The 20,333-nt window shown below is 68.7% G+C and carries 17 protein-coding genes and 1 pseudogene; 12 read left to right on the top strand and 6 right to left on the bottom strand.

Annotated elements, in window-relative coordinates:
* Positions 1 to 11 precede the first annotated feature (11 nt).
* Both ACFE7K_RS11320 and ACFE7K_RS11315 read left to right on the top strand, forming a co-directional pair.
* Positions 12 to 1,967 carry a peptidylprolyl isomerase gene (locus ACFE7K_RS11320; protein WP_375398298.1) on the top strand — a complete coding sequence of 652 codons (1,956 nt, stop codon included), beginning with the start codon at positions 12 to 14 and terminating at the stop codon, positions 1,965 to 1,967.
* 8 nt (positions 1,968 to 1,975) lie between these two features.
* Entirely contained in the window at positions 1,976 to 3,487 is a 1,512-nt protein-coding gene (locus ACFE7K_RS11315) for an anthranilate synthase component I family protein (protein ID WP_375398297.1), read from the top strand.
* A gap of 65 nt (positions 3,488 to 3,552) precedes the next feature.
* On the opposite strand, the gene ACFE7K_RS11310 is transcribed toward ACFE7K_RS11315, so the two are convergent.
* Positions 3,553 to 3,963, bottom strand: a complete 411-nt coding sequence (locus ACFE7K_RS11310; RefSeq protein WP_375398296.1) for a hypothetical protein — start codon at positions 3,961 to 3,963, stop codon at positions 3,553 to 3,555.
* A gap of 150 nt (positions 3,964 to 4,113) precedes the next feature.
* Between ACFE7K_RS11310 and ACFE7K_RS11305 the strand changes: the two genes are divergently transcribed.
* The 6 genes from ACFE7K_RS11305 to lexA are packed head-to-tail and all read left to right on the top strand — an operon-like array spanning position 4,114 to position 8,876.
* Positions 4,114 to 4,689, top strand: coding sequence for an anthranilate synthase component II (locus ACFE7K_RS11305; protein ID WP_375398295.1), 576 nt, complete (start codon positions 4,114 to 4,116; stop codon positions 4,687 to 4,689).
* Positions 4,686 to 5,681: an anthranilate phosphoribosyltransferase gene (trpD, locus tag ACFE7K_RS11300; RefSeq protein WP_375398294.1), complete on the top strand. Its 996-nt coding sequence runs from the start codon at positions 4,686 to 4,688 to the stop codon at positions 5,679 to 5,681. Before ACFE7K_RS11305 ends, trpD begins: the two co-directional genes overlap by 4 nt.
* Positions 5,678 to 6,457, top strand: a complete 780-nt coding sequence (gene trpC, locus ACFE7K_RS11295; RefSeq protein ID WP_375398293.1) for an indole-3-glycerol phosphate synthase TrpC — start codon at positions 5,678 to 5,680, stop codon at positions 6,455 to 6,457. The genes trpD and trpC overlap by 4 nt, the downstream gene beginning before the upstream one ends.
* Positions 6,450 to 6,920, top strand: coding sequence for a cyclic pyranopterin monophosphate synthase MoaC (gene moaC / locus ACFE7K_RS11290; protein WP_375398292.1), 471 nt, complete (start codon positions 6,450 to 6,452; stop codon positions 6,918 to 6,920). Before trpC ends, moaC begins: the two co-directional genes overlap by 8 nt.
* Positions 6,921 to 6,971: 51 nt before the next feature.
* A complete protein-coding gene (locus tag ACFE7K_RS11285) occupies positions 6,972 to 8,156 on the top strand; it encodes a molybdopterin molybdotransferase MoeA (RefSeq protein WP_375398291.1) in 1,185 nt (394 codons plus the stop codon).
* Between the two features lie 54 nt (positions 8,157 to 8,210).
* A complete protein-coding gene (gene lexA / locus ACFE7K_RS11280; protein WP_375398290.1) occupies positions 8,211 to 8,876 on the top strand; it encodes a transcriptional repressor LexA in 666 nt (221 codons plus the stop codon).
* Between the two features lie 13 nt (positions 8,877 to 8,889).
* On the opposite strand, the pseudogene ACFE7K_RS11275 reads toward lexA, so the two are convergent.
* Positions 8,890 to 11,040 (bottom strand): annotated as a pseudogene (locus ACFE7K_RS11275) (ComEC/Rec2 family competence protein); the annotation flags it as partial.
* Positions 11,041 to 11,068: 28 nt separating this feature from the next.
* Here ACFE7K_RS11275 and gltX point away from each other — a divergent pair.
* Genes gltX through ACFE7K_RS11260 form a run of 3 tightly spaced genes read left to right on the top strand, consistent with a single transcriptional unit; the run spans position 11,069 to position 13,997 of the window.
* Positions 11,069 to 12,529, top strand: a complete 1,461-nt coding sequence (gene gltX / locus ACFE7K_RS11270) for a glutamate--tRNA ligase (RefSeq protein ID WP_375398289.1) — start codon at positions 11,069 to 11,071, stop codon at positions 12,527 to 12,529.
* Positions 12,529 to 13,806 (top strand): citrate synthase, encoded by a 1,278-nt coding sequence (gene gltA, locus ACFE7K_RS11265; RefSeq protein WP_375398288.1) that lies wholly within the window; start codon positions 12,529 to 12,531, stop codon positions 13,804 to 13,806. Before gltX ends, gltA begins: the two co-directional genes overlap by 1 nt.
* Positions 13,806 to 13,997, top strand: a complete 192-nt coding sequence (locus ACFE7K_RS11260) for a hypothetical protein (RefSeq protein ID WP_375398287.1) — start codon at positions 13,806 to 13,808, stop codon at positions 13,995 to 13,997. Before gltA ends, ACFE7K_RS11260 begins: the two co-directional genes overlap by 1 nt.
* Positions 13,998 to 14,008: 11 nt before the next feature.
* Here the strand turns inward: ACFE7K_RS11260 and ACFE7K_RS11255 are convergent, their stop codons facing one another.
* From ACFE7K_RS11255 to ACFE7K_RS11240, 4 genes are all read right to left on the bottom strand, one after another.
* Positions 14,009 to 15,373, bottom strand: coding sequence for a sensor histidine kinase (locus tag ACFE7K_RS11255; RefSeq protein ID WP_375398286.1), 1,365 nt, complete (start codon positions 15,371 to 15,373; stop codon positions 14,009 to 14,011).
* Positions 15,370 to 16,473 carry a DUF2336 domain-containing protein gene (locus tag ACFE7K_RS11250; protein WP_375398285.1) on the bottom strand — a complete coding sequence of 368 codons (1,104 nt, stop codon included), beginning with the start codon at positions 16,471 to 16,473 and terminating at the stop codon, positions 15,370 to 15,372. The genes ACFE7K_RS11255 and ACFE7K_RS11250 overlap by 4 nt, the downstream gene beginning before the upstream one ends.
* A 58-nt stretch (positions 16,474 to 16,531) precedes the next feature.
* The gene (locus ACFE7K_RS11245; RefSeq protein WP_375398284.1) at positions 16,532 to 17,713 is read right to left on the bottom strand and encodes a hypothetical protein; all 1,182 of its coding nucleotides are present in this window, start codon (positions 17,711 to 17,713) and stop codon (positions 16,532 to 16,534) included.
* 67 nt (positions 17,714 to 17,780) lie between these two features.
* On the bottom strand, positions 17,781 to 18,071 hold the full coding sequence (locus ACFE7K_RS11240; RefSeq protein ID WP_375398283.1) for an Hpt domain-containing protein: 291 nt from the start codon (positions 18,069 to 18,071) through the stop codon (positions 17,781 to 17,783).
* An 81-nt stretch (positions 18,072 to 18,152) separates the two neighbouring features.
* Between ACFE7K_RS11240 and ACFE7K_RS11235 the strand changes: the two genes are divergently transcribed.
* Positions 18,153 to 20,327, top strand: a complete 2,175-nt coding sequence (locus ACFE7K_RS11235) for a hypothetical protein (protein ID WP_375398282.1) — start codon at positions 18,153 to 18,155, stop codon at positions 20,325 to 20,327.
* Positions 20,328 to 20,333 lie beyond the last annotated feature (6 nt).

Below are 20,333 nucleotides of genomic sequence, written 5' to 3'. Positions count from 1 at the left end.
GATCGGCCCCGATGCTCAGCTTCTTCCGTCGCCTCATCAATTCGCGGTTGGGGATCATCGTGACCTTCGTGGTCCTTGCCGTGATCGCGCTGGCCTTTGCCGCGGGCGACGTATCGGGGCTGCGCAACGGCATGTTCGGCGAAGGGACCACGGAGGTGGCGACGGTCGGCAAGACCAATATCCCGGCCACCGAATTGCGCGACAACATCAATCGCGCGGTGCAATCCTTCCGCCAGCAGCAGCCCGACCTCAGCGTCGCCAGCTTCCTCGATCAGGGCGGACTGGACGGCGTGCTCAACCGGATGATCGACGGCGTCGCGCTCGAACAGTTCGCCAACAGTCAGGGCATGTGGATCGGCAAGCCGCTGGTCGACAGCCAGTTGCGCAGCTATCCCTCGCTCAAGGGGCTGAACGGCCAGTTCGACCTCGACGCCTATAAACGCATCCTCGCCGAACAGCGGCTGAGCGACCAGGAAGTGCGTACCAACATCGCGCGCGGGATGATCGTCGACCAGTTGACCCTGCCGACGCGCGGGTCCGCCCAGGTGCCGCTCGAATATGCCAAGCCGTTCGCCCGGCTGCTGCTCGAACGCCGCGCCGGAACGGTGGCGTTCATCCCGACCAAGGCAATGGGCGCCGGCGCATTGCCGACCGATGCGGAGATCACCACTTTCTACCGGCGCAACATCACCCGCTATACCATGCCCGAACGGCGCGCCGCCCGCTACCTGGTGATCGGCATGGACGACGTAAAGGCGAAGTCCGCTCCGACCGACGCCGAGATCGCCCAGGCCTATCAGCAGCAGCGATCGAAATTCGCCGCCAGCGAGAACCGTACGCTGCGCCAAGTCGTGCTGCTCGACCAGAAATCGGCCGACACGCTGGCGGCGAAGGTGCGCGGCGGCACCGCGATCGACGTCGCGGCCAAGGCGGCCGGGCTGACCGCCGGGCTGATCGACAAGGTCGACAGGGCCGGCTATACCACGCAGACCTCGCAGTCGCTGGCCGACCAGGTCTTTGCGGCGGCGTCGGGCGCGGTCGTCGGGCCGGCGCGCACGCCGCTCGGCTGGACGGTGGTGAAGGTGGAGGCGGTCACCACCGTGCCAGCCAAGTCGCTCGACCAGGCCAGGCCCGAGCTGGTCAAGGCGTTGACTGACCAGAAGACCATCGCCGCGATGACCGCGACGCGCCAGCGGATAGAGGACGGCATCGCCAACAATGCGACGCTGGACGAAATCGCCCGCGACCTGAAGATGACGGTCGCGACGACCCCGGCCGCCACCGTCCAGGGCATCGATCCCGACGCCAAGCCGCCGACCACGCCCGATGCCAAGCTGGCGCCGCTATATCAGGCGATTTTCGCCGCGCAGCAGGACGACGATGCCAGCCTGGTGCCGATCGGCACCGATGGCAGCTTTGCGGTCGCCAAGCTGGACAAGATCGTGCCCGCGACGCCCCGCCCGGCGGGGACGGTCAAGGCCGACGTGATGCGCGACTTCACGATCGATCGTGCGCGCCGGGCCGCCCAGGCGGTCGCATCGGGCCTGGTCGACCAGGTGAACAAGGGAACCCCGCTGACGACCGCGCTGGCCGGCGTGAAGGTCAAACTGCCCGCGACCGAGCCGCTATTGGCGACGCGCGCACAGATCATCGTCCGCGATCCCAAGACGGCGCCCCCCTCTCCCGCCTTGCTGATGCTGTTCCAGATGCAGCGCGGTACGGCCAAGCTGCTTGAGGCGCCAAATGCCGGCGGCTGGTACGTAATCGTCCTCGACAAGGCCGAACAGGGCGACCTGACCGGCAAGGACGGCGTGGTCGCGGCGATGCGCGCCAACCTGGCGCAGGCGCAGGGCTCCGAGCTGATCGCGCAGTTCGTGCGCGCGATCCGCAATCAGGCCGGCGTCAAGCGCAACGAGACGGCGATCACCAAGCTCAGGGGTGACCTGCTCGGCGGGGCGGCCGAGTAGGCGCGGCGATGATCGAGGGTGCCGAGGCAGCGCGCACCGCGCTGGCGGCCGGCCGTCCTGCTTTGGTCTGGCGCCGCCAGGTTGCCGATACCGAGACGCCGGTCGCCGCCGCGCTGAAGCTGATCGAGCCGGGGCGCGGTGACTTCCTGCTCGAATCGGTCGAGGGCGGCGCGATCCGTGGGCGCCACAGCCTGATCGGCCTTGCCCCCGATCTGGTGTTTCGTGCCGCCGGCAACCGCGCCGAGGTCAACGATTGCTGGCTGACCGACCGCGACGCCTTCATCCCCTGCCCCCAGCCGACGCTTGCCGCGCTCCGCGACCTGGTTGCCGGCTGCCGGATGGACGCGGTGCCCGACGAACTGCCCCGCGCTTTGGCCTGCCTGGTCGGCTATTTCGGTTATGAGACCGTCGGCCTGGTCGAGCGCCTGCCGCGCGCGGCAACCGACATGCTGGGCGTGCCGGACATGATGTTCGTCCGCCCGACGATGGTGCTGATCTTCGACCGGCTGGCCGACGCCCTGTTCCTGGTCGCGCCGTTATGGCCGGACCCGACAGCGGCGCCCGATGGCCTGGTGGCACTGGGCGCCGAACGTATCGACGCGGTCGCGGCGCGGCTCGCGGGTACGGCGTTGCCGCTACCGGTCCGCGCCGCCGGCCTGACCCGGCCGACGCTGACCCCGGTGCTGGCGCCGAACGCCTATCGGTCGATGGTGATCAGGGCGAAGGACTATATCGCTGCGGGCGACGTCTTCCAGGTGGTGCTGGCGCAGCGTTTCACCACGCCGTTCGCGCTGCCGCCGTTCGAGCTTTACCGCGCATTGCGGCGCATCAATCCGTCGCCGTTCCTCTATCATCTCGACCTGCCCGGCTTTTCGCTGACCGGATCGAGCCCCGAGATCCTCGTCCGCGTCCGCGACGGCGAGATAACGATCCGGCCGATCGCCGGCACCCGGCCGCGCGGCGGCACCGCGACCGAGGACGAGGCCAATCGCGCAGCGTTGCTCGCCGACCCCAAGGAGCGCGCCGAGCATCTCATGCTGCTGGACCTGGGCCGCAACGATGCCGGTCGTGTCGGCGCGCCGGGCAGCGTGCGGGTCACGGACAGCTACGCGGTGGAATTGTACAGCCATGTGATGCACATCGTCTCGAACGTGGCGGCGCGGCTGGCCGACGGCAAGGACGCGCTCGACGCACTGTTCGCGGGTTTCCCCGCAGGCACCGTATCGGGCGCCCCCAAGGTCCGTGCCTGCGAGATCATCGCCGAACTCGAGCCGGAGGCGCGCGGCGTCTATGCAGGCGGCGTCGGCTATTTCTCGCCCGACGGCTCGATGGATTCCTGCATCGTGCTCAGGACCGCGCTGGTCAAGGACAGCATGATGCATGTCCAGGCAGGTGCCGGGATCGTCGCCGACAGCGACCCGGCGAGCGAACAGCGCGAGTGCGAGGCGAAGGCCGGTGCGCTGCTCGCCGCCGCGCGCGAGGCGGTAGTACGCGCCACTGCCGTCGGCTTCGGTCAGTGAGCAAGCCGCGTAGCCCGCACTTGGTCTGTTGGGAAAGGCGCTGAGGGCGCGTTCCAAACAAGCTCTTACTGGTCGTCGCTCTGCCCGTTCGCCCGGGCTCGGCGGGCCGCCGCCCAGGCCGCGGCGTTACGCTGCGCACAGCCGCTCTGGCCGCCCGTGCCGACCGCCGAGCAAGTATTGGGCAGGCCGCCCGCCACCCGGCTCGATTGTTCGTCGGCGGCAACGCGGTTGACCCAGCTCTGCCGCCGGTCGGGAATGACGTTGCTTTCGCGCAATGCCTTGGGGATGCGATAGACGTCGTCGACCTTGCTACAGACGACGATGTCGGTGTCGGTCGACGGCGGGCATTTCTGATCGCCGGTCAGCGTGATCGACCGGATGCGCTGCGGCGGCTGGCCCGATTCCGCCTGCTTGTCCTGCCCAATTACCGGTCCGGGCAGCAGGATCAACGTGGCGGCGATGGCGGTACGAAGCATGGCGCGACTCCTTGTGACGCGATAACGCCCCCTGAACAGGATGGGTCCGCCCGCAATCCAGCAAGCGTCGGGCAAAACGCGGCCGAAACAAGGCATGCCGACAATTCTCGCGCATTGTCCCCGCCGCAGGGAGCGGGTAGCGGCGACGGCATGATCCTGGTCGTCGACAATTACGACAGCTTTACCTGGAACCTGGTCCATTATCTGATGGAATTGGGTCAGGAGGTGTCGGTGGTGCGCAACGATGCGCTGACGGCCCGCGACGCGATGGCCAGCAATGCCGAGGCATTCCTGATTTCTCCCGGACCCTGCACGCCGAACGAAGCGGGCGTCAGCCTGGATTTGGTCGCGGCCTGCGCCGAGGCCGGGCGTCCGTTGCTCGGCGTGTGTCTGGGTCATCAGGCGATCGGCCAGCATTTCGGCGGCCACGTCGTGCGCGGCGGGCTGATGCACGGCAAGGTTTCGCGGATCAGCCATGACGGCAGCGGCATGTTCGACGGCGTGCCCTCGCCCTTTTCGGCCACCCGTTATCACTCGCTGGTGGTCGATGACGTTCCGCCCGCGCTGACCGTCAACGCAATTGCGGAGGACGGCTTCGTCATGGGCTTTCGCCATGCGGCGTTGCCGATTCACGGCGTCCAGTTCCATCCGGAAAGCATCGCAACCGAACACGGGCACCAGCTGCTCGCCAATTTCCTGACGCTGGCGGGCGTGATCCTGCCATGACCGTCCTTGCCCTTCTCCCCGACCCCGCCAGCCCGCTGTCGCGCGAAAGCGCGCGGCAGGCGTTCGCCGACATCCTCGACGCGCGGACCGGCGAGGAGGAGGTCTCCACGTTCCTCATCGGGCTGACCGAGCGCGGCGAGACCTCGATCGAGATTGCCGAGGCGGCCCGCGCGATGCGCGACCGGCTGATCCCGATCGCGGCGCCGCCGGCGGCGATCGACGTGTGCGGCACCGGCGGCGACGGCCATCACACGCTGAACGTGTCGACCGCCGTCGCGCTGGTCGCCGCTGCCGCCGGCGTGCCGGTCGCCAAGCACGGCAACCGCGCGGCATCGAGCAAGGCGGGCGCCGCCGACACGCTGGAGGCGCTCGGCCTCGACCTGGCGCGGGCGGGGGCGCTGGCGCAACGGACGCTGGACGATCTCGGCATCTGCTTCCTGTTCGCCGCCAACCATCATCCGGCGATGGCGCGGATCACGCCGATCCGGCGGCGCATCGGCCGCCGGACGATCTTCAACCTGATGGGACCGCTGGCCAATCCGGCGCATGTCACGCGCCAGCTGATCGGCATTGCCCGCCCCGATTATGTCGGCACCTATGCCGAGGCGCTGGACCAGCTCGGCACCGAGGCGGCGCTGGTGGTGTCGGGCGAGGAGGGACTGGACGAGGTCTCGGGTGCCGGCCCCACGATCGCGCAGGCCGTCGGCAGCGTCCGTTTTCCGGTGCGCATCGTGCCCGAGGATGCCGGCCTGCCGCGCCATCCGACTGCGGCTATCCAGGGCGGCGATCCCGCGCATAATGCGGCGGCGCTGCGCCGGCTGCTGGCAGGCGAAGCGGGCGCCTATCGCGACGCGGTCCTGCTCAACGCCGCCGCCGCGCTGATCGTCGGTGGCCGTGCCGACACGATGGCGGACGGCGTAGCCCAGGCGGCCGAGACGATCGACGCCGGCGCTGCAGCCGCGCTGCTCGACGCGTGGATCGCATACCGATGACGATCTTGTCGCGGATCATGGAGACCAAGCGTGCCGAGGTCGCCGCGCGCCGCGCCACCATTTCGATGAGCGATCTGGCGGCGCGGATCGGGCGGCAGTCGCCGCCGCGCGGCTTTCGCGCCGCGCTTGATGCCCACCCCGCCCCCGCGCTGATCGCCGAGATCAAGAAGGCGAGCCCTTCCAAGGGAGTGATCCGCACCGATTTCGACCCGCCCGCCCATGCGCGCGCCTATCGCGCGGGCGGCGCGGCGTGCCTGTCGGTGCTGACCGACGAGCAATGGTTTCTGGGGAACGACGCCTATCTCGAGGCGGCGCGCGCGGCGGTCGACCTGCCGGTGCTCCGCAAGGATTTTACCGTCGATCCGTGGCAGGCGCACGAGGCGCGCGCGATCGGCGCCGATGCCATCCTGCTGATCGTCAGCGCACTCGAGGATCATCAACTGGCCGAGATCGAGGCGGCGGCGATCGACTGCGGGCTCGACGTGCTGGTCGAGGTGCATGACGCCGGCCAGCTCGACCGCGCGCTCCGGCTGAAATCGCGGCTGATCGGGGTCAACAATCGCGACCTGCGCGACTTTTCGGTCAGCTTCCAGCGCACCTATGACCTGGTCGGGCGCGCGCCCGCGGGATGCACCTTCGTCGCCGAAAGCGGCCTGTCGACCCGCGCCGAGCTGGACGCGATGGCGGCACGGGGCATCCGCTGCTTCCTGGTCGGCGAGGCGCTGATGCGCGCGCCAGACATCGAGGCGGCAACCCGCGAGCTGCTTGGTGGATGAGCTTACCCATCTCGATGCGCGTGGCGCGGCGAGGATGGTCGATGTCTCGGCCAAGCCCGATACGCCGCGCCGGGCCGTCGCCACCGGCCGCATCACCATGTCGCCCGCGGCGGCCGCGGCGATCCGCGAGGCCGGGGTGGCAAAGGGCGACGTCCTGGCCGTCGCGCGCGTCGCCGGGATCATGGCGGCCAAGCGCACCGGTGACCTCATCCCGCTCTGCCACCCGCTGCCGATCACCAGCGCCGCAGTCGAGCTGATCCCCGACGCAGGCGGCGTGACGGTCACCGCCACTGTCACCACCACCGGCAAGACCGGCGTCGAGATGGAGGCGATGATCGCCGTTTCGGTCGCGCTGCTCACGATCTACGACATGGCCAAGGCGATCGACCGGGCGATGACGATCGGTGACGTCAGGCTGGAGGCCAAGAGCGGCGGCAGGTCGGGCGACTGGACGCGCGGGTGAAAGGCAAGACATCTCGGTGACGTTCCGCGCTTTCCAGCACCTGCGCAAGCCATGACCGGCCTTCTTCCGGTCGACGAGGCGCAGTCGCGGCTGTTCGCGATGGCGCGGCGCGTCGATAGCGAACAGGTGGCGCTGGCGCACGCCGCGGGACGCTGGGCGGCCGGGCCGGTCGCGGCGCGACGTGACCAGCCCGGCACCGATCTGTCGGCGATGGACGGCTATGCGATCCGCTTCGACGACCTGCCCGGCCCGTGGCGGCTGGTCGGCGAAAGCGCGGCGGGTCGACCGATGGGGGGAATGGTCGCGACGGGCGAGGCGACGCGGATCTTCACCGGCGCGGCGATGCCGGCCGGCGCCGATACCGTGCTGGTCCAGGAGCAAGCCGCACGCGACGGCGAGACGCTGGCACTGGCCGGCGGCGGCCCCGCGCGCCAGGGTGCGAACGTGCGGCTGAAGGGCCTGGATTTCACCGCCGGCGCCGTCCTGATCGCCGCCGGCGAACGGCTTACCCCGGCGCGCGTCGCGCTGGCGGCGACCGCGGGTCACGGCACGCTCGCGGTCAATCGCCCGATCCGGGTCGCGATCCTCGCTACCGGAGACGAACTGGTTGCGCCCGGCGCTCCTGCCGATCCGCTGGCCCTGCCCGAGAGCAACAGCGCGATGCTGGCGGCAATGCTCGCCGACCTGCCCGTGGCGATAACCCAATTGGGCATCATCCCCGACCGCCTTGAGGCGCTGGTTGTGGCATTCACAGGCGCCCAGGCCGACATCGTCGTCACCACCGGCGGGGCGTCGGTCGGCGACCATGATCTGGTGCGGCCGGCGCTGATCGCTGCGGGGGGCGACATCGACTTCTGGCGGCTCGCGCTGCGCCCCGGCAAGCCGATGCTCGCCGGGCGGTTGGGCGATACGATAATGCTCGGGCTGCCGGGCAATCCGGTATCGGCGTTCGTCACCGCGACCCTGTTCCTGCGCCCCCTGATCGCGATGATGGCGGGGGCACGCGATCCGCTGCCACATACCATTCGGGCTGCGCTGCTCGCACCGCTGCCGGCCAACGACCATCGCCAGGATTATCTGCGCGCCACGCGCCACGATGGCGGGGTGGTCTGGGCGCCGATCCAGGACAGCTCGATGCTCGCGACGCTGGCCGCCAGCGATTGCCTGATCGCGCGCGCGCCGCATGCACCCGCCGCCGTGATCGGCGACATGATAGAGATCCTGCCGATCGCTTGACTTCTCCAACATCGTTCCATATTGGTTCCACGTCTGTTCTGAACGGAGGAACATATGCTCACCCGCAAGCAGCATGAACTGATTTGCTTCATCAACGATCGGCTGGCCGAAACCGGTGTCTCGCCATCGTTCGAGGAGATGAAGGAGGCGCTTGACCTGAAGTCGAAATCGGGCGTCCACCGCCTGATCAGCGCATTGGAGGAGCGGCAGTTTCTGCGCCGCCTGCCCAATCGCGCGCGCGCGCTTGAAGTCATCAAGATGCCCGAACGCGCGGAGCCGGCCCGCGCGGCGAAGGCGAAGGCGGCCAATGTCCGCGCGACGCCCGAACCCGCCAACGACGTGATCGAGATCCCGCTGCACGGCCGGATCGCCGCGGGTGTCCCGATCGAGGCTTTCGAGGGGCAGTCGATGCTGGCCGTTCCCGCGGCGTTGCTCGGCGGCGGCGAACATTATGCTCTGGAAGTGGCCGGCGATTCTATGGTCGAAGCGGGCATCCTCGACGGCGATTTCGCGCTGATCCGGCGCACCGACGTCGCGCGCGACGGGCAGATCGTCGTCGCGCTGGTCGAGGATAGCGAGGCGACGCTCAAATATTTCCGCCGCGAGGGCGCGATGATCCGGCTCGATCCGGCCAACCGCGCCTACGATCCTCAGCGTTACGCCCCCGCCCAGGTTCGCGTTCAGGGGCGGCTTGCCGGCTTGTTGCGGCGCTACGACTGACGACATCGGCGCGCCACGGATGGCGGTCGCCGGAGGTGCGTACAGTCGCGATCCGCCGGCTGTCCAGGGTGATCGCGATACCGCCGGTACGACGCAGGACCGGCGCATCGAGCCGCAGCCAGCGCGGGGTGCAGCCGCGCGGCAACCGGCGGTCGCTGACGACGATGTCGGCGCCGCGACACGCCGCGATCAGCGCGGCGGCCGGCAATTGGTACGCACTGCGCGTCGCGACGATGCGCCAGCGTCCTCCGCCGCGCCGGATGTCGGCCAGGCACAGGTCACGGCTGCATCGCGCGAACGGCTGGCTGTCGAGCGCCAGCGGCTCGCCGTCGACTCCGGCATTCTCCGCCAGCGTCGATCGCGTATAGTCGCCGGCGCGATCGCGCAGCAGGACCAGCCCGCCGTGCGCGGTGCGGATGGCGAGGTGTCGGCCGTCGCCGGTGACGATCAGATCGGGCGGCGGCGTCGCCAACGCCCATAACGCGCCGATCAGCAGCGGGATCAGCCCCGCCGTCCGCAGACGCGTGCGCCACAGGCCAAGCCACAAGGCGCCCGCGGCCATCAGGCCAAAAGCACCATTGGGCATCGCCGGCAGCATGGCCAGGGACCCCGCCGCGCCAGAGGCCATGTGCGCGATCCACAGCAGCAACGCCAGGGCAAGCCGCGTCACCCACCAGAACGGCGCGCCGATGCCGACCGCGTCCGCCGCCAGCGCCAACGCCTCGGCGGGCATGATGACGAAGGTGGTCAGCGGAATGGCGATGATATTGGCCAGCGCGCCATACAATCCCGCCTTGTGGAAATGATAGAGCGCGATCGGCGCCAGCGCCGCCTCGACCACCATGCCGGTCAGCAGCAACGATGCCACATGGCGCGCCATCCGCCGCGCCAGCGGCTCGTCGCGGGCGGCAAACCAGCTGCGCACCGCCGGCGCTTCGTGCAGCGCGACGATCGCGGTGACTGCGGCAAAGGACAGCTGGAAGCTGGGACCGGCCAGCGCGTCGGGCCAGACCAGCAGCACGACGAATGCCCCCGCCGCCACCAGCCGCAGCGTGATCGCCTCGCGCCCGATCGACAGCGCCGCCAGCACCAGCAACGCGGCGATGCACGACCGCATCGTCGGCACCTGCGATCCGGTGAGCAGCGTATAGCCGATCGCCGCCGCCGCGCCCGCCCCCGCCGCCGCCATCGGCACGCGCACGCGCAATGCGACCGCAGGAAACAAGGCGAGCAGACGCGTGACCAGCACGATCGTCGCGGTAACGACGGCGGTGATGTGCAGCCCGCTGACCGACAGCAGGTGGGCAAGGCCCGACCGCCGCATCGCATCGGCATCGTCCTCGGCGATCGCCCCTTCGTCGCCGGTCACCAAGGCCGAGGCGATGCCGCCCGCGCTGCCCGGGGCCATCGCCTGGATATGCCGCGACAGGGCCGCACGAACGTCGCCGCCGCCCGGGCCGGCGGCGATCACCCGCACCGGTGCCAGCCCGCGCCCGGTCGCGCCGATGCCGTCGAACCAGGCGACGCGTGCATAGTCATAGGCACCGGGCACCGCCGGCTCGGGCGGCGGCATCAACCGGACCCGCAAGCTGACGACCGCGCCGACGCCTAGGCCGGCGGGCGCATCCTCCTGGGCAAGGTTGATCCGGATCGCGGGCGGGACGATCGGCGCGGGTCGCGCGTCGCGCCCGGCTCCGGCGGGTCCGGTATTCACCGCCATCGGCGCCAGCCGCACGCGCACCAGTTCGCGCGCCGGCAGCGTTTCGACGGCGATGACCTTGGCGGTCATCGCGACGATGGCGGGGCGCGACAGGACCGGCGCGGCGACCCGCTCGGCGCGAACCCATGCCAGCGTCAGCCCCGCCGCGGCGACCACCGCACCCGCCGCCACCGCCCGGCCCGCCCGCCCCTGTTGCCCCAGCGCCGTCGCCGCCGAGGCGACCGCCGCGAGCAGCAGCAGCGCCGCCAGCCACTGGGTCGGTCCGGGGAGCTGGAACCAGGCGGTGGTCCCCGCGCCCAGCGCCACCGGCAGCCATAGCGGCAATTGATCGCGTTCGGCCTCAAGCCAGGTCTCGATCCACGCACGCGCCTTCCCCAGCCGTCGCGCGCCGGTTTGAAGCCGCGGCTGGTGCGTGCTAGGAGCATGGGCGGCTATCGTCGCCATCAGTCATCCAGCTTGGGAGCACGCGCGGTTGGGCGCAAGTTCTGATCCGGAGTCGGACAATGCCGACGCGCCCATCGCCACCGTCGTCACCCGGTTTGCCCCGTCGCCCACCGGCTTCCTGCATATTGGCGGGGCGCGCACGGCGTTGTTCAACTTGCTGTTCGCGCGGCATCATGGCGGTCGCTTCCTGCTCCGGATCGAGGATACCGACCGCGCGCGGTCGACCCAACCCGCGATTGACGCCATCCTCGACGGGATGCGCTGGCTGGCGCTGGACTGGGACGGGCCCGAAATCTACCAGTTCGCCCGTGCCGGCCGGCACGCCGCGGTCGCGGCCGAGATGGTCGAGCGGGGCGCCGCCTATCGCTGTTACCTGACCCATGACGAGCTCGCCCGGATGCGCGCCGAGGCCGAGGCGGCCAGGCGGCCGCTGCGCATCCGCTCGCCATGGCGCGAGCGTGACGACGGCGATCCGGCCGCGCCGCACGTCGTCCGGCTGAGGGCGCCGATGGCCGGCACGACGACGATCGACGATCTCGTCCAGGGTCCGGTCACGGTCCAGAATGGCGAGCTGGACGATCTCGTCCTGCTCCGCTCGGACGGCACGCCGACCTACATGCTGGCGGTGGTGGTCGACGATCACGACATGGGCGTGACGCACGTGATTCGCGGCGACGATCACCTCAACAACGCCTTTCGCCAGCTGCCGATCATCCGCGCGATGGGCTGGCCGGCGCCGACCTATGCGCATATCCCCCTGATCCACGGATCGGATGGCGCCAAGCTGTCCAAGCGTCACGGCGCGCTGGGGGTCGATGCCTATCGCGACGCTCTCGGTATCCTGCCCGAAGCGCTGGGCAATTACCTGCTCCGGCTCGGCTGGGGGCATGGCGACGTCGAAATCATCGACCGTGCGCAGGCAATTGCGTGGTTTGACCTCGCCGGCGTCGGAAAATCGCCCAGTCGGTTCGACCTGAAAAAACTCGAAAACCTTAACGGCCATTATCTACGCGCCGCCGACGACGCGCGGCTGGCCGATCTGGTCGCGCTGCGCCTGCCGCTGGAGCTCACCGCAGAACGGCTCGACCTGCTATGCCGGGCGATGCCGGTATTGAAGGTCCGCGCGGCGTCGCTGACCGACCTGACCATTGGCGCGGGCTTCCTGTTCGCGCACCGCCCGCTACCGGTCGACGCCGATGCCGTGCCATTGCTGGGCGGTGAAGCCGTCACGCTGCTCGACCGGCTCCACAGCGCGCTTGACGCCGCCGACGGCTGGGATACGGAGACGCTCGAGGCTGTGGTCAGGCGGGTGGCGGACGAAGCCGGGGTGAAGCTGGGCCAGGTCGCTCAACCGCTGCGCGCCGCCCTCACCGGCAAGAGGATGTCTCCGGGCATCTTCGATGTGCTCGTCCTGCTCGGCCGCGACGAAAGCCTGGGTCGCATCGCCGACCGGATGACGCTGAAAACCGCATACGAAAGGCAGGTTTGATGACCGAAACGCCCACCATTAATCTTGGCACCAACGACTACAAGATCCTGGCGGGATCGGTCGGTCCCGATGTCATCGATATCCGCAAGCTTTACGCGGATACCGGCATGTTCACCTATGATCCGGGGTTCACCTCGACTGCCAGTTGTGAGTCGGCGCTGACCTATATCGATGGCGACGAAGGCATCCTGCTCCATCGTGGCTATCCGATCGGCCAGCTCGCCGAACATTCCAGCTTCATGGAAGTATGTTACTTGCTGCTAAACGGCGAGCTGCCGTCGCAGGGAGATCTCGAGAAGTTCAGCTGGACGATCAGCCGCCATACGATGCTGCACGAGCAGCTAGCCTCGTTCTTCCGCGGATTCCGTCGCGACGCGCATCCGATGGCCATCATGTGCGGCGTGGTCGGCGCGCTGTCGGCCTTCTATCACGATTCGACCGACATCAACGATTCGCACCAGCGGATGATCGCCAGCCATAGGCTGATCGCCAAGATGCCGACGATCGCAGCGATGGCATACAAATATGCGATGGGTCAGCCGTTCCTATATCCCGACAATTCGTTGAGCTACACCGGCAATTTCCTGCGCATGACGTTCGGTGTGCCGGCTGAGCCCTATGAAGTGAATCCGGTAATAGAAAAGGCGATGGACAGGATCTTCATCCTCCACGCCGATCACGAGCAGAATGCGTCGACGTCAACCGTGCGCCTAGCCGGATCGTCGGGGGCCAATCCTTTTGCGTGCATCGCCGCGGGCATTGCCTGCCTATGGGGTCCGGCACATGGCGGCGCCAACGAGGCCGCGCTCAACATGCTGCGCGAGATCGGAACGGTCGACCGAATCCCCGAATATCTGGCACGCGCGAAGGACAAGAACGATCCGTTCCGTCTGATGGGCTTCGGTCACCGGGTATACAAGAATTATGATCCCCGCGCGACGGTGATGCAGCAGACGGTGCGCGAGGTGTTCGACACGCTGAAAGTCAGCGACCCAATATTCGACGTGGCGCTGGAACTGGAAAATCTGGCGCTCAACGATCCCTACTTCATCGATAAGAAGCTGTTTCCGAACGTCGACTTCTATTCGGGGGTGATCCTGTCGGCGATCGGTTTCCCGACGACGATGTTCACCGTGCTGTTCGCGCTGGCCCGTACCGTCGGCTGGGTCGCGCAATGGAACGAGATGATCAGCGACCCGGCGCAGAAGATCGGGCGTCCGCGTCAGCTTTATACCGGTCCCACGCAACGAGCTTATGTTCCGCTGGGCGAACGTTGATGCGCGTCCTTCTCACCATTGTTGGCCTGCTAGGCTTTGCAATGGGCACGTTGTGGTTCCTGCAAGGCGCCGGCATTGTCCGCTGGCCCGCGTCCAGCTTCATGCTCGATCAGCGCATCTGGATGCTATGGGGGGCGCTGCTGATGGCGGTCGGCGTGGGGCTGTTCCGATGGGGTAGGCGCCTGGGCTAGAAGCTACCCGCTTAAGTCCCTCGTACCGGCAGGCTCAGCAGGAACCGGGCCCCCTGTCCCGGCGCCGAATCGACTGTCACGTCTCCTCCCATCGCCCTCGCCAGGCGGCGGGCGATATATAGGCCCAACCCGCTGCCCCCCGGCTCAGCGGGATCGATCCGCTCGAACTTCTCGAAAATCCGCATCTGGTCGGCCTCGGCAATGCCGGGTCCCTGGTCGGCGACGATGACCACTGCGCGGTCTCCGGCACGCTGGGTAAGAACCCATACCATGCCGCCATCGGGCGAAAAGCGCACCGCATTGCCGATCAGGTTGATGAGGATCTGCAGAACGCGCCTGAACTCGCCGGTGGCGGGGAGTCGGTCGGCATCACCTGGCCGGTCAATGTGGATGCCTCGATCGCCGGCGCGGACGCTCAACAGGCCGGCCGCGCGCCGGCCGACATCGGCTAGGTCGATCTGCTCTAGCGCGGGTGCAAAATCCGGGCGTTCTATCGCCCGCAGGTCAACGAGATCGTCGACTAGTGCCATCAGGTGCCGGCCGGCGGTGGCGATGTCGGCGGCATAGTCGGCGTAATCCTGCCGCACCGGCCCGTCGACCTGCGCTGCGATGCTGTCGGCATTGGCGACGATTCGGGCAAGCGGAGCGCGCAGAGCGCGATCAAGCCGGCTGCTGAACCCATCGCGGACCGTATCGATAACGTCCGGCGTCATGACGAGTGACACAAGCCGGCACCCACCGGCGAACCCAGCAAAGCCGCCGGCGGGATCGAGCAGCGGCGTCGCAAAGAGTATGACGCGCGCGCCGGTCGCCCGTACGATGGCCTGCTGGTCGCGCACCCGGCGGTGAAAGGCCAGCGCCGACAGCAGCGGCAGGCCGCCTGCCGCATCCCGGTTAAGCGTGACCAAGTCGGTCAGCGGCTTGCCCAGCGCCTTGCCCGGCTCGATCCCATGAGCCGCCGCCTGCGGGCCGACCATCGTCAACCGTAGCGTCGTGTCGCTCTCCCAGGTCCAGTCGGCCTCGTGACGGATGAAATCCCGTTCGACGGTTACCGGATCTGCACGCGACCGCCACGGCGGACATTGCGACCAGCCGCTCACTTCGAGCCGTACGCCCTCCCTTTCCGGCAGCGCGCGGATCCACAATTCAACCTCGTCCTGCCCTTCCGCGACGCGAACCGTGCGTGACACGACGATGCCGAGCCGCTGGGCCAGTCGCGCGAGCACGGCAATCTGCGGCACCGCAAATGTCGTCCCGACCGTGCCGCCGTTCCGGATATTCAGGTCGGCCAGGCGCGGGTCGGCCTCGACCAGCCTTCCGTCCTGGTCGACCAGACCACGGACCGGCGCCGACACGGTATCATCGGCCGCGTTCACCGAGCCTTACCCAGAATGGCCAGCGCGGCACGAAAGTCGGCGGGCAGCCGCAACGGGGCCAGCACGGCCCGAGCCGCTTCTGGCGGAATCCCGATGATCGTGTCGAGCAGGTCGGCGAACCGATCGACGCCACGCCGCGGATCGGCCTCCGCGAGCGCCAGCCCGATCCGCGCGATGGTCATCCGATCGAGGTCAATCGCCCGCAGCGCGAGCCACAGCCGATCGCCATCCTCATCGATCACCAGATCGCGGATCGCCGTGGAATCGATTGCCAGCCCCTGCGCCAGCACAGCCACGAACAGGTGGATCTGACGCGCCGCCAGCGCCTCGGCGAGCAACGCCGGACGCTCATCGGCATGCGCGTCGATAGCCGTAGCGAGCCGGATCGCTGCCGCTTCCAGCCGGTCGCCGTCATCATGAACGGCGATCGCGCGCAACGCCGCCTCCCCGATCGCCCAGCTGATTGCTGCTGGATGGTCGTCGCCGGGTGGCGTAACTTGGCTGATCGCCGCCGCCACCCACCAGACCAGCCGGTAGTGCAATTGGGCGGGAAGTTCAGTCAGCGTCAGGCGGCCGGTCTCTCGGAAGCCACGTCGCCGAATGTCGGCGGCCATCAGCGCGACTGTCGCGCCGGCCACCGCATTGTCGGCTAGAATGCTCAACCGGGCCAGCAAGCTGGCGGTGGAGACGTCGTCCGGGGAGGTCAGGGGAAGGGTGTCGGCGAGCAGGTCGAGCCGGGTCCGCGCGAGCAGCTCGCGCATCAATTCGCCCTCGTGCAAGAGGTGCGCGCCCAGCAACCGGTCGAGTACGCCGTCGCCCGCTCGGATCGCCTCGGCAAGTTCGGGTTCGTTGCGCGCAACGAGCAGCCGCGCGGCGTGACGGCGCACGTCACCCTCAACCGCGGCGACCATCGCCGACAGGGTCGCATGCAGCGCGGCGCGGCTGCGATCGTCCAGCCGGAACTCCGTCGGCAGCAGGAAATCGTCGATTGCGTGGCCCAAGCCCTGTTCGGCACGACCCTGCCGGGCCGCCGCGCGCGCGAGCAGCAGACTGGCGTCGTCGCGAACGCCGTCATCCATGTCGCCAAGTCCGATCGACATGCCCGGGATCTTACGATTGCGTTGTTAATTTGACGTTAGCTGTTCTTGTCGCGCAGGACTAGCGGGCAGACGTCGGCGTCGGCCGCAGGCTCTCGATCGCAGCGGCCAAGGTTACGGTCGCATAGATGGCAACAAATGCAAGGCCCAGCGTCGTCTGCCCGGCGATCACCGGCACAAGGAGCACCAGCGGGTACGCGATCGGCTCTGCCCACCACCAGCGGCGCCGGGCGGGCTGCGCCGCGCGCTCGGCCAGCCCGCCATTGATTACCGCTGCTCCCGCCAACAGCATCGCCTCGTCCGTCATCATCAGCCGGCCGACGAGCAGGATCGTCATCGCAACCTCGATCAGGATCGCCCAGCCGATCGCCAGACCCAACGTGCGATCATCACGCAGCCACGCCAGCACGTCGGCCAGCGCTAGCGCGGCGGTCGCGGCGATCATCGTCAACAGACCCGCGACCGCCCAACCTGTCGCCAGCACGACCAGGGCTATCAGCGCCATCACCCCACCGGCGGTCGCCAGGCCCAGAGCCGGCACGCCGCGCTCGACCAGCGGCGGCAGGACAAGTCGTGCCAGGGGGGCCAGCAGGAACCGATCGACCCATCCGGTGCGGGTGCCTAAAGCCGCGACCAACGCCGCACGACCCTTGGACGCCAGCGCGCGCGAATCGCGCTCAATGCCATGACCCTCCCGGCGGGCGGCGGCGGGCAGCCTGATCTGCTCAGGGGCGCGTTGGGCTGTCACGCGCAACAACGTCGCGGGGAAATCATAGTCGCAGGGCATGCGGGCAACCTCGGCAATGCGTTGCGGATCGATCGTTGCCGCGCCTGCCCAACCGGTATCTGCGCCGATCCGTTCTATCCCCGGCAGGGCCACGTCGGCGGCGACCACCAGCAGGGCGTCGTGGTCGCGCATGGCGAGCGTCGCGACGATCGGGGCGGTCGTCACCAGTCCGTCGGCCAGCCATATGATCCGGGCGAGCGGATGCAGCCTGGCGATTGCCTCCGCCGGACTGCGGACTGAATCGACAGCGACACCCCGCCGACCGAGCCGGTTGATAGCGCCCAGCAGCTCAGGCGTCAGCCGCGCGACGACCACGATTATCTGCGACACACCGGCCGCGACCAACAACCGGGCCTGGTATTCGATCAGCGTCACGCCGCCAATCAGCAGGGTGGCACCCAACGTATCCGGGCGGTCGGTGGCGTCGGCGGTGGCGAATAGCAGCCCGGCAAGCATCCTTGTGCGCTTAAGCGGTCATGCCTGTCTTGGCAAAGGACGACTCGCCTGGCTCGTTATCCAATCCCTAAAGTCGTGCCACCGCTCGGCGCAGGCGAACGAGGACCGCCTTGTCGCCGGGGGTATCCGCCGCGTCGACGGCAAGGCTCATCAGGCGGACCGCGCCAAAACTGGCGGCCAGCCCCCGCAACCGGGCCACGCCCAGACGCCAGTCGTTCTCGTTGGCGGCATTGTCCAGCACGGCGATCGCTCGCTGGGCGCTATCGACGAACGCCTCGCGCAGTTCGGCGATCAGCATCGGCTCATCGCCAACCGCTGCCGCCAGTGTCGCATCGATCGCCCCAGGATCATAAGCCATATGGTAGCGCTAAGATCACAGATTTAAGGAAGGGTTGCATATTGGCTTTGTCGATCGTCGAAACGTGGTAAACTGCTATTTATGAACGGGGGTTCACGCATCGTCGATCTGCGGCCGGGCGCGAACAGCGAAAGGCTGACTCCTCCGTCGATCGACAGCGACGCCGAGGAATACGAGCAAGAGCCGGGGGACGGGCACCGCCTGCTAGCTACGATCGCCCTTGTCTTGGCGGCCGGCTGGGTGGTTGCGCTGGCGATCTACGTGGCGCCGGCGCTGCGGGGATTCCCAGCGCCGCTGGCGCTCGCCCAGCTCGCCGCCGCGTTCGCCGCGCCGCTGGCGCTGATCGGCATCGGCTGGCTGATAATAATGCGGTCGAGCCATGCCGAGGCGCGCCGCTTCGGCCGGACTGCCGGCGCGATGCGCGACGAGGCGGCCCGGCTCGAACGCGTCATCGGGGCGATGGCACAAACCATTGCGGTCAACCGCGAGGCACTTGCCGACCAGGTGACGAGCATGATGGCGGTGACCGGCTCGGCCGCCGATCAGCTCGGCGCTGCCTCCACCGCCATCGCCTCCCGGATTACCGAGGCCGAGGCACAATCTAAACGGATCGAGGCCGCGTCGGACGCCGCCGAATCCCGGCTGGATACGCTGATCGCAACCCTGCCCAAGGCGCATGCCGAGACCATCGCTCTCGCCGAACGGCTCGACGCCACCGGGATGGTGGCGGCCGAACGCGCCGCCGCGCTCGACGCGCAAGTCGTGGCGCTGGCCGAACGCGGCAAGGAAGCCGACGCGCTGACCAGCGGTGCCGCGCAACGGCTCGCCGCGCATATCCAGCGCATGGAGGCGACGAGCGAGACCGCCGGCGCCCGGCTGGAGGGTGTATCGGCGACGATGAGCAAGACGGTCGACAGCCTGCTCGGCCGGACTGCCGGCGCAATCGAGGAAGCGCATAAAGGAATCATCGTCCAGGGCGACGCGATTCTGGCGATGTTGTCGACGCACCAGGCCTCGCTGTCGCGGGCGGCGACCGATAGCGTCGCCGCGCTCACCGAGCGGATCGCCGCGATTGACGCCACGGTCGACCGTGTGGCATCGCGACTCGATTTGCTGAACGCGGCCGGCGCCGATCAGACGCGCGCGCTTGCCGGCGCCATCGACACGCTAGGTGCCTCCGCCGGGACCGCCAGCCGCGTGCTGGGGCAAGGCGACATGGCGGCACGCGCGATGATCGAGACCACCGACCGGCTGGTCGTGGCACTAGACGCAGCGGCGCGCGAGATCGACGAGACGCTCCCCGCCGCGATGCAGCGGCTAGACGCGCATGTCGCCGCCAGCGGCGAGATCGCCGCGCGGACCAGGCCGGACATCGAATCGCTGCTTGGCACCGGCACCGCCGCCCGCGACACCGTCCAGGCGGTTGCCCAGGTGATCGCCGACCAGCGCGCCGCGCTGGACCACCTGGCCGCCGCGCTGGCTGCCAAGCGCAGTGAGATCGAGGCGGTCGGACGCAGCATCGAAGACAGCGGCGGGTCGGCACGGCGATTCGTCGAAGAGGCAGCGCCGCGCCTGCTCGACGGGCTGCTGCGCGTCCGCGACACCGCCAGTGCCGCCGCCGAGCACGCGCGCCAGGCGCTGGACCGGGTCATCCCCGATGCCGCGACCGCGTTGGGCGCGGCGAGCGGCCGGGCAGTGACCGAGGCGATCGGCAGCGTGGTCGAGGATCATCTGGCGGCGATCGATACGGCGGCGCAAGCGGCGACGACATCGGCCGCGCGTGCCTCGGAGCGGATCAATGACCAGTTGCTCGCGATCGTCGAGTCGAGCTCGGCGATCGACAGCCGGATAGCCGAGGCACGCACCGAGCGCGAAGCGGCCGAACAGGACGGTTTCGCGCGCCGCGCGACCTTGCTGATCGAGGGGCTGAATTCGGCGGCGATCGACCTGACGCGGATCTATTCGACCGATGTTTCCGACGCGGCCTGGTCGGCCTATCTCAAGGGCGATCGCGGGGCGTTCACGCGGCGGGCGGTACGGCTGCTCGATCCTCCACAGGCGCGCCAGATCCTCGATGCCTACCGGCATGACGATGCCCAACGCGAGGTGATCAACCGCTATATCCACGATTTCGAGGCGATGCTGCGCGGCGTGCTGGCACAACGCGATGCTGGGCCGCTGAGCGTCACGTTGCTGTCGTCCGACATGGGCAAACTGTACGTCGCGCTGGCCCAGGCGATCGAACGCCTGCGCTGACGTGGC

Origin of the sequence: uncultured Sphingomonas sp. (assembly GCF_964244265.1) — a bacterium.
Taxonomy (GTDB): domain Bacteria; phylum Pseudomonadota; class Alphaproteobacteria; order Sphingomonadales; family Sphingomonadaceae; genus Sphingomonas.
Note: the sequence above shows the minus strand (reverse complement) of the source record. Positions and strands in the feature narration are given on the sequence as shown.